This window comes from Bradyrhizobium sp. Leo114, assembly GCF_055229415.2.
In genome coordinates this window covers 107,121-120,539 of record NZ_JBUYEN020000004.1, presented here as the reverse complement: position 1 = coordinate 120,539, position 13,419 = coordinate 107,121, and the positions used below count along the sequence as shown (strand labels likewise).

At 63.1% G+C, this 13,419-nt stretch carries 13 protein-coding genes; 8 read left to right on the top strand and 5 right to left on the bottom strand.

The features are described from left to right. Positions 1-12: 12 nt before the first annotated feature. Positions 13-645, bottom strand: a complete 633-nt coding sequence (locus ACZIRK_RS06575; RefSeq protein WP_130227644.1) for a hydrolase — start codon at positions 643-645, stop codon at positions 13-15. A gap of 475 nt (positions 646-1,120) precedes the next feature. Between ACZIRK_RS06575 and ACZIRK_RS06570 the strand changes: the two genes are divergently transcribed. The 7 genes from ACZIRK_RS06570 to ACZIRK_RS06540 are packed head-to-tail and all read left to right on the top strand — an operon-like array spanning position 1,121 to position 7,485. After that, the gene (locus ACZIRK_RS06570; RefSeq protein ID WP_130227645.1) at positions 1,121-1,771 is read left to right on the top strand and encodes a hydrolase; all 651 of its coding nucleotides are present in this window, start codon (positions 1,121-1,123) and stop codon (positions 1,769-1,771) included. A gap of 30 nt (positions 1,772-1,801) precedes the next feature. Next, positions 1,802-2,092 carry a XapX domain-containing protein gene (locus ACZIRK_RS06565; RefSeq protein ID WP_130227646.1) on the top strand — a complete coding sequence of 97 codons (291 nt, stop codon included), beginning with the start codon at positions 1,802-1,804 and terminating at the stop codon, positions 2,090-2,092. Further along, entirely contained in the window at positions 2,089-3,975 is a 1,887-nt protein-coding gene (locus ACZIRK_RS06560; protein WP_463327085.1) for an amidohydrolase, read from the top strand. The genes ACZIRK_RS06565 and ACZIRK_RS06560 overlap by 4 nt, the downstream gene beginning before the upstream one ends. Position 3,976: 1 nt before the next feature. Further along, positions 3,977-4,420 (top strand): DoxX family protein, encoded by a 444-nt coding sequence (locus tag ACZIRK_RS06555; protein WP_463327084.1) that lies wholly within the window; start codon positions 3,977-3,979, stop codon positions 4,418-4,420. A 20-nt stretch (positions 4,421-4,440) separates the two neighbouring features. Continuing rightward, a complete protein-coding gene (locus ACZIRK_RS06550) occupies positions 4,441-5,367 on the top strand; it encodes a VOC family protein (RefSeq protein WP_130227648.1) in 927 nt (308 codons plus the stop codon). 14 nt (positions 5,368-5,381) lie between these two features. Then, a complete protein-coding gene (locus tag ACZIRK_RS06545; RefSeq protein ID WP_130227649.1) occupies positions 5,382-6,803 on the top strand; it encodes an alginate export family protein in 1,422 nt (473 codons plus the stop codon). 1 nt (position 6,804) lies between these two features. Next, positions 6,805-7,485: a YoaK family protein gene (locus tag ACZIRK_RS06540; protein WP_130227650.1), complete on the top strand. Its 681-nt coding sequence runs from the start codon at positions 6,805-6,807 to the stop codon at positions 7,483-7,485. A gap of 52 nt (positions 7,486-7,537) precedes the next feature. On the opposite strand, the gene ACZIRK_RS06535 is transcribed toward ACZIRK_RS06540, so the two are convergent. Continuing rightward, positions 7,538-8,476 (bottom strand): ring-cleaving dioxygenase, encoded by a 939-nt coding sequence (locus tag ACZIRK_RS06535; RefSeq protein WP_130227651.1) that lies wholly within the window; start codon positions 8,474-8,476, stop codon positions 7,538-7,540. Positions 8,477-8,601: 125 nt separating this feature from the next. On the opposite strand from ACZIRK_RS06535, the gene ACZIRK_RS06530 reads away from it, so the two are divergent. Beyond that, positions 8,602-9,516 carry a LysR family transcriptional regulator gene (locus ACZIRK_RS06530; protein ID WP_165435349.1) on the top strand — a complete coding sequence of 305 codons (915 nt, stop codon included), beginning with the start codon at positions 8,602-8,604 and terminating at the stop codon, positions 9,514-9,516. Here the strand turns inward: ACZIRK_RS06530 and ACZIRK_RS06525 are convergent. Genes ACZIRK_RS06525 through ACZIRK_RS06515 form a run of 3 tightly spaced genes read right to left on the bottom strand, consistent with a single transcriptional unit; the run spans position 9,513 to position 13,075 of the window. Further along, positions 9,513-10,637, bottom strand: coding sequence for an alkene reductase (locus ACZIRK_RS06525; RefSeq protein ID WP_130227652.1), 1,125 nt, complete (start codon positions 10,635-10,637; stop codon positions 9,513-9,515). The genes ACZIRK_RS06530 and ACZIRK_RS06525 overlap by 4 nt on opposite strands. A gap of 40 nt (positions 10,638-10,677) precedes the next feature. Further along, positions 10,678-11,826 (bottom strand): FAD binding domain-containing protein, encoded by a 1,149-nt coding sequence (locus ACZIRK_RS06520; RefSeq protein ID WP_130227653.1) that lies wholly within the window; start codon positions 11,824-11,826, stop codon positions 10,678-10,680. Positions 11,827-11,866: 40 nt separating this feature from the next. Next, positions 11,867-13,075 carry an MFS transporter gene (locus ACZIRK_RS06515; RefSeq protein WP_130227654.1) on the bottom strand — a complete coding sequence of 403 codons (1,209 nt, stop codon included), beginning with the start codon at positions 13,073-13,075 and terminating at the stop codon, positions 11,867-11,869. Positions 13,076-13,419: the final 344 nt, after the last annotated feature.

Below are 13,419 nucleotides of genomic sequence, written 5' to 3'. Positions count from 1 at the left end.
CGCGCTTGCGTCTCAAGCGGGATGGATCATGTCGCGGGCGTAGGCCAGGCCGATCCCGTATCCACCCGCATGGGATTCGACGATGGCGCGAGCGCCGTCGTAGGTTTCGTGCCGCGTCCAGTCACGCTGCATCTCCAGAAGTACTTGGATCCACGACGTGAGGCGGGCGCCGGCGGCCTCCATTCGGCCGAGTGCCAGGTCGTGGCTCGCCGTCGTGAGCCCTCCGCAGGCGTCGCCGACGACGTAGACCTCTAAGCCGGCCGACAATGCCGACAACACGGCGAAGCTCACGCATGCCTCGGTGAGCAGGCCCGAGACGATCAAACGGTTTCGACCGGTGGCAAGCACGGCTTCGCGTGCCTTGTCGTCTTCCCACACGTTCATGCTGCGCCGGTCGATCGGCTCGATGCCGGGCAGTGATGACTTAATGGCCGGCATCAGCGGCCCGCTGTACACCTTCGTCGCGGAGGTCGAAGCGACGACCGGCAGGCCGAACACTGTCGCGGTCTTTGCCAGCGCGATGACATTGTTCATGAGGACCTGCCGGTCGATCGAACCAACTCCGAACGCCAGGCCGGCCTGTTGGTCGACCAGGAGCAGGGCGCAGTCCTTTGGTTCGAGCAGATGAAGTGGATTCGGCGGCATCTGGTTTCTCCGACTAAGCTTTCAGCAATGCGAGGAGGTCCTCATTGACCGGGTCGGCTGCCTCGTCGTCGTTGCGTGAGGAGCGTCCGAATAGGTCTTCAACCCCGGTCCTTGCAGTAAAAGCTGGGTATCACCTCGCAATTTCAGCAATGCCATCGATCACTCCCGTGACGAGGCGATGAGGGCTGCTACGTCGTCTTCAGATCGCCCTCGGTCCTCCTGCACGCAAAGGTCGCGGATGGAGAACCCTTTGGCTTGGACTATCTGCGCGTCCTTTGGACATGCTGGCGATCTCGGACGAGAGGCTGCTGGACGCGTGTGCGGCGATTGTCGCTCGTGAGCAGATCATCGGGCCGGAGTCCAAGCCGCGACGAAATCGTCCAAGCGCCGGGCGGCGTTCAAGGTTCACATGCGGCCGCTTGCACCCATCCGCTTTCGTTTGATCGGTCACGTCGATCACAAGGAGACCTTCTCGATGTCGAAGCTCGAAATGCTCACCCCGGAAAATAGCGCCATCGCACTGATCGACTACCAGCCGGCAATGTTTCAAGGCGTTCAGTCGCATGACCGGTTGGTCACGATCAACAACGTCCAGATTCTTGCAAAGGCTGCCAAGCTCTTCAAGATTCCGACCGTTATTTCGACCGTCGCTAGAGACTCCTTCTCCGGCCCCTTCATTCCGGAGGTGACCTCGCTGTTCCCAGACCACGACATCATCGATCGAACGTCCATGAATTCGTGGCTCGATGCCAATTTCCGAAAGGCTGTGGCCGCCACCGGTCGCAAGAAATTCGTGTTGGCGGGCCTTTGGACTGAAGCGTGTGTGCTCTTCCCGACGCTGGACATGCTGAAGGAAGGATACGAGGTCTACATTCCCGCGGACGCGTGCGGCGATCTCTCGCTCGAAGCACACAACCGAGCCATGGAACGTGCGATCCAAGCAGGCGCGGTTCCCACCACCTCTTCGCAGTACGCCTACGAACTCCAGCAGGACTGGGCGCGCAGCGAGACTTACGAAGGCATGATGGACATCCAGCGTGCACATTCGCCGTACGGAATTCAGATACGGTTCTCAAAGTGGGCGCTCGGAGAGCACGCGTCCGAGGGCGGCACGAAGGTAGCCTGACGTCGGCCCCGTCCCATCGAGAGTGGTGCGATGAAGATCTATCTCCTGTCACTCGGCGCCGGCCTTTTGGTCGGCGTCGTCTACAGCCTCCTCAACGTGCGTTCGCCGGCCCCGCCGCTGGTGGCCCTGGTCGGTCTTCTCGGCATCCTGGCCGGTGAACAGATCGTTCCCGTCGCCCGGCAACTGATGTCCGGACACGGGCTCGCATCCGCGTGGCAACAGGCCAAGTGCGCTCCGCACATGTTCGGGATGCTGCCCGGACGTCAAAGCGATCAATCGAAGAGCGCCGCTTCGCTAGAAGATCCGGAGAAACATTCATGAGCACGGCACCGGACGTCATCCTGCATCGCGGTCTGTTCACGACGCTCGACCGCTCGAATCCGACGGCTTCAGCCGTCGCCATCGCGGATGGCCGGTTCGTCGCCGTCGGACGCGATCATGAGGTGATGAAGCTCGCAGGTCCCGCCACGAAGGTGGTCGATCTCAAGGGGCATCGCGTGCTGCCTGGTCTGATCGACAACCACCTCCATATCATCCGCGGCGGTCTGAACTTCAACATGGAGCTTCGATGGGACGGCGTGCGTTCGCTCGCGGATGCGATGGGCATGTTGAAGCGGCAGGTCGGCGTCACGCCGCCGCCGCAATGGGTGAGGGTGGTCGGGGGATTCACCGAACATCAGTTCGCGGAGAAGCGGCTTCCGACGATCGACGAGCTCAATGCTGTCGCCCCCGACACGCCGGTCTTCCTGCTGCATCTCTACGACCGGGCCATCCTCAACGGAGCCGCGCTGCGGGCCGTCGGTTATACGAAAGATACGCCTGAACCGCCGGGCGGCGAGATTACGCGCGACGCGAAGGGCAATCCCACGGGACTGCTGCTGGCCAAGCCGAACGCCAACATCCTCTACGCGACGCTCGCCAAGGGCCCCAAGCTGCCCTTCGACTACCAGGTCAACTCGACCCGTCACTTCATGCGGGAATTGAACCGGCTGGGTGTCACCGGGGCCATCGATGCCGGCGGTGGATTCCAGAACTATCCGGAGGACTACGCGGTCATCCAGAAGCTGGGCCAGGAAGGTTTCCTGACGATCCGGCTCGCCTACAATCTCTTCACGCAGAAGCCGAAGGGCGAGAAGGAGGATTTCCTCACCTGGACGAAGTCCTCGAAATACAAGCAGGGCGACGACTACTTCCGGCACAACGGCGCCGGCGAAATGCTGGTGTTCTCGGCGGCCGATTTCGAGGATTTCAGGGTCGCGCGTCCAGACATGCCCCCGGAGATGGAGGGGGAGCTCGAGGAGGTCGTTCGTGTCCTGGTGCAGAACAAATGGCCGTGGCGGCTCCATGCGACCTACGACGAGACGATCTCGCGGGCGCTGGACGTGTTCGAGCGGGTGAACCAGGACTTGCCTCTGGATGGGCTGCACTGGTTCTTCGATCATGCCGAGACGATCTCGGACCAGTCGATCGACCGCATCGCGGCGCTCGGAGGCGGCATCGCCGTGCAGCACCGGATGGCCTATCAGGGCGAATACTTCGTCGAAAGATACGGGGCGGGAGCCGCCGAAGCCACGCCGCCGGTCAAGAAGATCATCGACAAGGGCGTCAAGGTCTCGGCCGGTACCGACGCGACGCGCGTGGCTTCCTATAACCCCTGGGTCTCGCTGTCCTGGCTGGTCACTGGCCGCACCGTCGGCGGATTGCGGATCACACCGCAGCGCAATTGCCTCGATCGCGAGACGGCGCTGCGGATGTGGACCGAAAACGTGACGTGGTTCTCGAACGAGGAGGGCAACAAGGGCCGCATTCAGGTGGGCCAACTCGCCGACCTGATCGTGCCGGACCGCGACTATTTCTCCTGCAGCGAGGCCGAGATCGCGGATACGACGTCGCTGCTGACCATGGTCGGCGGGAGGATCGTGTTCGGAGCGGGCGACTTCTCCAAGCTTGAGAGCGTCTCGCCGCCACCCGCGATGCCGGACTGGTCGCCCGTCCGACGCTTCGGCGGCTATGCCGCCTGGGCGGACGACAAGACAAAGGCGAAGGAAAGCAGCCTCGCCATGAAGGCCATGCAGATGTGCGGCTGCGCCAACTCCTGCGGCGTGCACGGACACGATCACGCCGCAGCCTGGTCGAGCCGTCTTCCGGTTTCCGACTTGAGGAGCTTCTGGGGCGCCCTCGGGTGCGCATGCTGGGCCGTCTGACATGGCGTCCGGAGATTCGCCGAACTGGGTTTCCGCGATCCTGCGCTGGCCGTTGCTGTGGCATGCGGCCAGGCTGGCGCTGGTCTCGGCCTACCTGCTCGGCGGCATGACCAAACTGCTCGACTTCGCGGGCGCGGTGGCGGAGCAGGAACACTTCGGCCTGCATCCGGGCTTGCTGTGGGCGGCGGCCGCCATCGTGATCGAACTCGGCGGTTCTCTGCTCGTCGTCGTGAATCGTTTCGTGTGGCTCGGCACAGGCGGGCTCGGTGTTCTGACGTTCGTCGCGATGCTCACCGCCAACGCGTTCTGGACGATGGGGGGCCATGAGAGATTCATGGCCACCAACGCCTTCTTCGAACATCTCGGGTTGATCGCGGGTCTCGTCGTCGTATCGATGGCTTCCGACCGGGCCCGCTTCTACTCCAGCCGCGCTGCGCGATCTTAAGCTACCTAAGGAGTCTCTCAATGAAATCGACAAGGATATTCGCTCTGCTGGCGCTTGCCGTCGCGGCGACGACGCCGGTCGTCGCAAAGGATGCAACGAAGTCCAAAGAGGCGGCGATTGCCGTCGCCCCCCAATACGACACGACCCACGTGTACGTGGCGCCCGAGGACGTGGACAAGTTCGTGACGAGCTTCCTCGCGACCTTTGGCGGCAAGAGTACCAAGCAGGTGGTGGCGACGGTCACGCCCACGCCGAGCAGCACCACGTCGCAATTGCTGCAGACGCCTGTGGGCACAGTCTCGCTGTTCGGCTTCAAGACGCCGATCCCATATCCGTTCGGTGCCGAGCGCAACGGCTATCTGGTCACCGACCTGGACGAGGCGATCAAGGCGGCGCGCGCCGCTGGCGCCGATGTGATCGTGTCGACCTTTCCGGACCCCATCGGGCGCGATGCCGTGATCCAGTGGCCGGGCGGCGTCAACCTGCAGCTCTACTGGCACACGACGAAGCCCGACTACCCCGCCTTCGAGCGGATTCCGGAGAATCGCGTGTACGTCTCGCCCGACAGGGCAAGCGCCTTCACGCGGAGCTTCCTGGCGTTCTCCCGCGGCAAGATCGTCTCTGATGATGCGAAGGCGCCGGGCGTCGAGATCGGAAGATCGGATGCGACCTACAGGCGCATCCGCATCGAGTCCGCGTTCGGGAAGATGGTCGTGCTGGTCACCGATGGTCATGTGCCCTATCCCTACGGACGGGAGACGACGGGTTATGAAGTGCCCGACCTCGCTGCCACGCTCGGCAAGGCAAAGGACGCAGGCGCGACGGTACTCGTCGAACCCTATACGTCGGACGGCCGCTCCACGGCGTTCGTCATGTTTCCCGGCGGCTACGTCGCCGAAATGCACTCGCTCGGGCCGAAGAGCGCATCGCGCGCGAATCGCAAGTGAGTTGACGTCCGCCGATGTTGCCTTGGGCCGATCTGCGCAACTTCTGGATCATCCTTGCGCTTGCGACCTTCGTCGCCGGTGTCGACCGCGCGCGTGCGGATGACGGGGACGCCACGCTTCCGAAGCGGCCCGCGATCCAGGCGAACCGCTGGGCAGAGGATTGGTCGGTTCTCGCCGATCCAAGACTGCGCACCGAACCGTTCGACGACCTCAAATACATTCCGCTTTGGGCCACCGATCCGAAGAGTTACATCTCGTTGGGTGTCACGTTGCGCGAGCGTTTCGAGAGCAACAACGCGGCAGGCTTCGGCACCGGCAACACGCCGTCGGACGCCTACCTCCTGCAACGACTGCAGGTCCATGCCGACGTTCATTTCAACGAAAACTGGCGCGCGTTCGTTGAGTTGGAGGACGATCGCGCCTTCGACAAGCTGATTATTTCGCCGGTCGATCAGGACAGACTCGACCTTCGCCTTGCCTTCCTGGAATATGTCGACACGTTCTCGGGCGGAACCCTGAAGGCCCGCGTCGGGCGGCAGGACTTCGCCTTCGACCTGCAGCGTTTCGTATCGTCGCGGGACGGGCCCAACGTCCGGCAGTCCTTCGACGCGCTCTGGGCCGATTGGGAGACTGGGGCTTGGCGGTTCATCGGCTTCGTCAGCCGTCCCATCCAATACTTCGATGTCCGTCCCTTCGACGACACGTCGAACGACAGCTTCCGATTCAGCACGCTGAGGGTCGAACGCAAGGTTCTCGGCGACAAGGAGCTCTCCGGCTACTATTCGCTCTACGAACGGAGCAACGCCAAATATCTGGATGCTTTCGGGGAGGAGCACCGGCACGTCTTCGATGTCCGCTTCGCGGGCAACGCGCAGCACATCGATTGGGACCTCGAGGCGATGGGGCAGGTAGGCCAGGTGGGCACCTCGGACATTCGCGCCTGGGCCGTGGGCGCACGAACGGGATACACGTTCGCAAGCGCGCCATGGCAGCCTCGGCTCGGAATCCAGTTCGACGCCGCCTCCGGAGACCATCGCCCCGGAGACGGAACGGTGGGTACGTTCAATCCGCTCTTTCCGAATGGCTACTACTTCACGCTCGCCGGCTATACGGGGTACGTGAACCTGGTGCACCTCAAACCCTCCATCACCGTCAGTCCGACGAGCCGGCTCAAAGTGATGGGCGCCATCGGCTTGCAGTGGCGCGAGACGACGGCCGACGCCATCTACGTCCAGCCCAATGTGCCGATAGCGGGGACCGCCGGCAAGGGAAGCAATTGGACGGGAGCGTATGGTCAGCTCCGCGTCGACTACGCCTTCAACGACCACCTCACAGGCGCCATCGAAGCGGTGCATTTCGACGTCGGCGACACGATCCTCCGCGCCGGTGGACACACCAGCAACTATCTCGGCGTGCAACTCCAGTACGGTTGGTAAGATGCCACGAAATATACTCCTGCTTCCGCTTTTGATGAGCCTGAATGCCGGTTTCGTCGATACCGCTGGATTTCTCGCGCTGCAGGGATTGTTCACCGCGCACGTCACTGGCAACTTCGTCACCTTCGGAGCGGCCATGGTGCTCGGGACGTCCGGCGGCCTTGCGAAGCTTCTGGCGCTGCCAGTCTTCTGCCTGGTCGTTATCGGCACTCGGGTCTTCAGCTTCCTTCTGCCCGCGATCGGCTTGCCGATCTTTCGCTCGATGCTCACCATCAAGATGCTGCTTCTGGCGGCGGGCGCCGCTTGTGCGGTCAGCTTCGGACCGTTCGTCCAAGGCGATAGCTGGCAGGCGATCTGCACGGGCATGATCCTGGTCGCCGCGATGGCCATTCAGAACGCGGCGCATCGCATCCACATGGGTACGGAGCCTCCGAGCACCTTAATGACAGGCACGACCACCCAGATCATGATCGACGTCGCCGACGTGCTACGGGGCGCGCCGGCCTCGGTGTTGACCGTGGCCAAGCCGCGTCTCGGCAAGATGGCGGCGAGCGTAACCGCCTTCGCGCTGGGGTGCGCAGCCGGCGCATGCCTCTACGCGAAGCTTGGTACCTGGTGTTTCGTCCTGCCTCCGCTGGTCGCTTTGCCAGCCGTGTTCCTGGCGGCCGCCGAGCCGAAGTGACGCCGCGGAGACGGATCGGCGCGACGACGGCGGGTGAGCGGAGAGTTCGCAGTCATGACACCGCTCGTTGAAGTTTGGGCAGGACGTCCTCGATCTCGTGGCGGTGCGGTTCGAGGACGCTCGGCAGTTTCAGATCTCGGCCGAGCGTCGCTACGGGCTCGTCGACCGCGAATCCCGGACTGTCCGTCGCGATCTCGAACAGGACGCCGCCCGGCTCCCGGAAGTAGATCGAGCGGAAATACATGCGGTCTTTCTGCTCGGTGGGATGAAGCCCATGATTGCTGACGAGCTTCTGGGCCATGGCGTCCTGTTCGGCATCGTCCTTCGCGCGGAACGCGATGTGGTGCACGGAGCCGCGGCCCTGGCTACCGCGCAGAAAACCCTTCGCTTCATAGATATCGACTACATTTCCACGCAGGTCGCCGGGCGCTTGGAAGCGCGTCCCGCATCCCTCCCGTGCGGTCTCGCGGAAGCCGAAAACGTCGGTCAGGATCTTTGCGGTCTTGGTCCGATCGTCGAGCAGGAGCGTGACGCCCTGGAAGCCGCGGATCGCATGCTCCGCCGGCACCTCGCCGTTGCTCCATGCAGCTTCGTCCTCGGCGCCGCTCACGCCGACGAGTGCCAGCGCCATGCCGTCCGGATCGGAGAACGCGAGCATGGACGCACCGAAGCGCTTCTCGATCGCCTCGAACTTGATGCCCTTCTCGAGGAAGCGCTCCGTCCAATAGCTCAGCGAGCGCTGGGGCACGCGGAAAGTCGTCTGATGGGTTTCGCCGACACCTCGGCGGCCCGCGGGAGCTCCTTCCCAAGGGAAGAAGGTGAGGATCGAGCCGGGCCGGCCAGTCTCGTCGCCGTAGTAGAAGTGGTAGGTGGCCGGATCGTCGAAATTGACGGTCTTCTTGACCAAGCGCAGGCCGAGATCCCGGGTGTAGAACCCAAAGTTCTTCTGCGGATCGCCTGCGATGGCGGTGATGTGATGGATGCCTGACATCCTGCCCTCCGGTTCGAAAGAGCCGCCTGGGCTCTCGACCGAGATATCGAATGGCTTTGATCTGAGAACAATCCATGCTTTCATGACGCTACTGTCTACGAATTGGCGACAATCAGGGTTGAACGATGGACAAAGTGGCCAGCCTAAAGGCCTTCGTGAAGGTGGTGGAAACCGGCAGTTTCTCGGAGGCGGGCCGCCAGCTGCGCCTGTCCAGATCGGCGATCTCCAAGTACGTCGGCGATCTGGAGGAAGGCCTCGGCGTACAGCTCCTCAATCGCACCACGCGGCATGCGAGCCCGAACGAGAACGGTCAGCTCTATTTCGAACGCGCGCTCGTCATCCTTTCCGAGATCGATGCCGCCGACCAGGCCGTCACGCATTTGCAATCGGCTCCACGGGGACTTCTGCGCATCAATGCCCCGATGTCCTTCGGCACCATAAAGCTCGGTCCAGCGCTCGCCGATTTCATGCTCAAATATCCGGACATGCAGCTCCAGCTCGTGCTGAGCGACGACCTGGTCGATCCCGTCCAGGACGGTTTCGATGTGACCCTTCGCATCGCCGAGCTCGAATCCTCCAGCCTGATCGCGCGGAAGGTCACGCCTGTGCCGAGGGTGGTCTGCGCGTCGCCGGACTATCTCGAGAAGCACGGCATGCCGTCGCATCCGCGGGACCTTCGCGATCACGTCTCCCTGACGTACGGCTTCCTGCTCACCGGCAATCAGTGGAAGCTGACTGGTGCCGACGGAGAGCACTGGATCCAACCCGCCTGGTCCCTGTGCGTAAACAACGCCGAGGTGCTGCGCGACGTCGCCGTCAAGGGTAGGGGCGTGGCGTTGATACCCGAGTTCATCGCCGGTGAGGCGCTGAAGAAGGGTTGGTTGAAGGTGATCCTGAAAGACTTCTGGGCGCCGCCGCTTACGCTCTATGCGATCTATCCGCCGACGCGACACTTGTCGGTCAAGGTCAGGCTCTTCATCGATTTCCTTGTCGAACGCTTCGGGCGCCAAGTCGATGCGCGCGATTCTGGGCTCAACTAGTCTCCCGTGGCGGCTTCTTTCGGAGCCGGCTTGAGGCTCGGATAGTCGAGATATCCGGAATCCGAACCGCCATATATCCCGAATGGTTGCGGTGAGTTGTAGGGGCCGCCGGCTCGAATCCGCGCCGGAAGGTCCGGATTGGCGAGAAAGAGGCGACCGAAAGCAACTGCATCGGCCTCGCCGGAGTTGACGATCCGGGCGGCGCGTTCGGGGGTGATGCCCGCGTTGACGATGAGCGGGCCGCGATAGTGCGCGCGGAATATCGGAAGCATCTTTTCGTAGTCGGGCGCTCCGGTCCAGGCGTTGGTGTCGGCAAGGTGCAGGTATGCAAGCCCGGCAGTCCCCAGCCATCGCGCAAGTGGCCCATAGGTATCCTCCGGTTTCGGGTCCCGCGTGCTGTTGTAATCGGCGAAGGGCGATAGCCGCAGTCCTATCCGCGAACGCGGCATGACATCGGAAATCGCCGACACGATTTCCTGAAGTAATCTGGATCGTCCTTCGACGCTCCCGCCGTAGTCGTCGGTCCGCAGATTGATGGTGGGGGACAAAAACTGGTGGATGAGATAGCCGTTGGCGCCGTGGATCTCGACGCCGTCGAATCCTGCGCGAACAGCGTTGTCGGCTGCGAGCCTGAATTCGTTCACGACGCCTTGAATCTCTCCGAGAGTTATCGCGCGCGACGGCGTAGCGGTGATCCGCACATATGCGCCGTTGGCGAGGAGCGCCCACACCTGCAGCCGATCCAGATCGTCGTTCACGCCCGACGGAGACGGCGGTTGCTTGTCGGACAGCAGGCCACGCGCACTCGCGCGTCCGGCGTGCCAGAGCTGCGCGACAACGCGCCCCCCTTCTTTGTGGATACGACCGACAACCGCTTTCCATCCCTCGGTCTGTTCGTCGGTCCACAGACCGGGCGTCCGGTCGAACGCGAGGGACATCGGTCCCACGTTGACGCCTTCGGTAATGATGAGGCCGGCGCTCGCGCGCGCGGCGTAGTATTTCGACGCCGAGGGATTGATGACGCCCCGCTCGTCGGCGCGCGAGCGCGTCATCGGGGCCATGACTATCCTGTTGGCGAGATCGAGATCGCCCAGGGTCGTCGGATGAAAGAGATCCGCCATATTTCACATTCCTTCGAGTTTCGGATCCTGGTCGATCGGGCTAGTCGGTGCTTCTTTCGCGCGACCAGCGATTTCCCAGCGCAAGACCGTATTGGTAGAGAGCGCTCCCGTATTCGAGCTGCAGCCGCTCGGTGGATTGGAGCGCGACGTCGACGTTCGCGCGCGCCGACTTCAGAGCGCGTGCGAGAACCGAGGCCTCGTAGGCTGCCTTGGCGGTCCCTCCTGCGGTATGGGGCCGCACGACGAACGCTGCATCGCCGGCCAGCAGGATTCGACCGAACAGAGTCTTCGGCACCGTCACGTCGAGGATCGTCTGGAGGAAAGGATCGCGCGTTTCCGAGATTAGTGCGGCCATCTTCGGATGAAGCTCGCGCAAGGCACGCGCCTTCAGCGCGGCAACGGTGCTCTGCGGCGTCGTACCTCGCGGAAGCGAGGATCGATGCCGTACGCCGTTCCTGTCGGTCAGCACGTTCGCGAGGTCGGCGAGGGTGACATGCACATACCAAACCCAGTTGAGGCGCCGCGATCCGGCCGTGACGGCGCCGTCTCTTCCAGGGATGAAATACGCTAGCATGTGGCCGCCGCTGCGGGCCTCGGAGAAGGTGAAGCGGTCGTCGAAGAAGGACAGAAGATCGGGAGGCACGTCGCGTTCATCCAGCGTGCCCCTCCAGGCAACGTAGCCGGCATATCCCGCCTCGACGTCGGGAAGCATTGCTCGCCTCGTTGCGGAGCCCGAACCGTCGGCGGCTACGAACAGATCGCTTTCGACCACGGTGCCGTCGCCGAGGGTCGCCGAGACCTTGGAGCCGGTCTGGATCACGGTCATCACCTCGGAGCCCGCGCGATAGCATTCATCCGGAACGGCGGCCCGCAGCGCTGCGTGGATGGCTTCCCAGGAGGTGAATTCCTGCGGCATCTCCTGCAGGACGCCGTCTCCGCCGTTGTGATCGAGATATCGCCTCCCGCGGCAGGACGTGAAGGGGAGTGGGCGTACGCCATTTTCCGCGAAAAATCGGGTCAGTTCGCGTTGGACAACGATCCCGGCTCCTCGGGCCATCATCGGGCCGGGCACGCGTTCATGAACCCTTATGGTCGCGCCGAGCCTTCGAAGCGCAATGGCGTTGCAAAGCCCGGCAATCGACCCGCCGCTGAGCGTAACCGTGAAGTCATGATCGGCATGCCAACTCATCCGCCACTCCCGATTTGCAGCTTCGAATGGGTCCGTCACGTCAGTGACGCGATGCCTTGCCGGGTCGGAACGAAAGCGTCGGTAGCTGCAGGAGCAGCCCCGCTGTCGCAAGCGCTGCCCCGTAGCCGCAGACGCCGAGCCAGGACAGATGCGCGTATGCCCAACTTGCCCCGAGTGATCCGAGCGAACCGCCGATGAACATTGCCGTCATGAACACGGTGTTCAGCCTGCTCCGTGCTTCCGGACGGAGCGCGAAGATCAGGTGCTGATTTGAAACGAGCGCCGCGTTCACGCCCACGTCGAGCAAGATGACCCCTACGATCAATCCCGCGATGACGTCCCAGCCGGCGAAGACAACCCAGGAGGAAAGTGATACGGCCGCCGCGATCGCAACGACCAAATGAGGGCCCCGCTTGTCGGCCACCCGACCTGCGAGAGGCGCAGCGAGGATACCCGACGCGCCGATGACGCCGAACAGGCCGGCGATTTCCGGTCCGAGTCCGAAGGCGGGTTCCTGAAGGTGCAGGGACAGCACGGTCCAGAAGGCGATGAATGAGGCGAAGAGCATCGCTTGCGTTGCCGCCGCCAGTCGAAGCGCCGGTTCCTCGACGAGCAGGTGAATGAGCGAACGCAGCGCGGCAGGGTATCCGATGCTTTGCGTCGCATGGTGACGCGGCAGGATCAAACGGACCAGTGCGGCGGCGCCGAGCGCCAACGGGACGCCGAGCCAGAACATCTCGCGCCATCCAAAATGCGATCCGACGAACCCGGCTATCGTGCGGCTGAGGAGAATGCCGCCGAGGATTCCGCTCACCACCGTTCCGACCGCGGCGCCCCTTGTGCGGTCATCAGCAAGCGTCGCAGCGAAGGGAACGATCTGTTGGGCCACGGTGGCCGCCACGCCCAGCACGAGCGACGCCGCGATCAACGCGAGCGAGGACGGCGCGACGGCGGCGAATGCGAGAGCCGCCGCAAGGACGACGAATTGTACGGCGATGAGACGCCGTCTCTCGACAAGGTCACCCAAGGGAACCAGCAAGAGGAGACCAACCGCGTAACCGAATTGTGTGGCTGTGGGTATGAGACCGATTGTCGAGGAATTCGGGTAGTTCGCCTCGATCAGGCCGAGCAGAGGCTGGTTGTAGTAGATGTTTGCGACCGCGATCCCGGCACAAACCGCCATGGCGAACGTGCGCGCGCGGGTGAGTTCGGGGACCTGTTGGTCCGTCGCAATCGTTGACGTCGACATGGCGGCAAATCCTCGTTTCGTCGGCACGCAGTCTCGGTTCCGGGCGGCTGACACTTGACCTCGATCACGATCGGCAGTTAATTATCAACCGATAAATAACAAGGGATCGTCAAAGATGGATGGCTCCTATGTGCCGATGGCTGAGTCGGTACGTGGCCGCAATGGTCTTGGCGATAGCCGCCCTGTCCGCGCGCTCGCTTTTCAGGCGGAAGAGTGTTCGTTCGATCCTTACGCTGCGGACGCGCGAGCGTATTGGATTCCGTGCGCACGCTTTGGATTGGCTCGTCGAGCCGCGATCGGGACATTGTGCAAGTCCCGCATGAAACTGAAAAGATGGCGCGAGT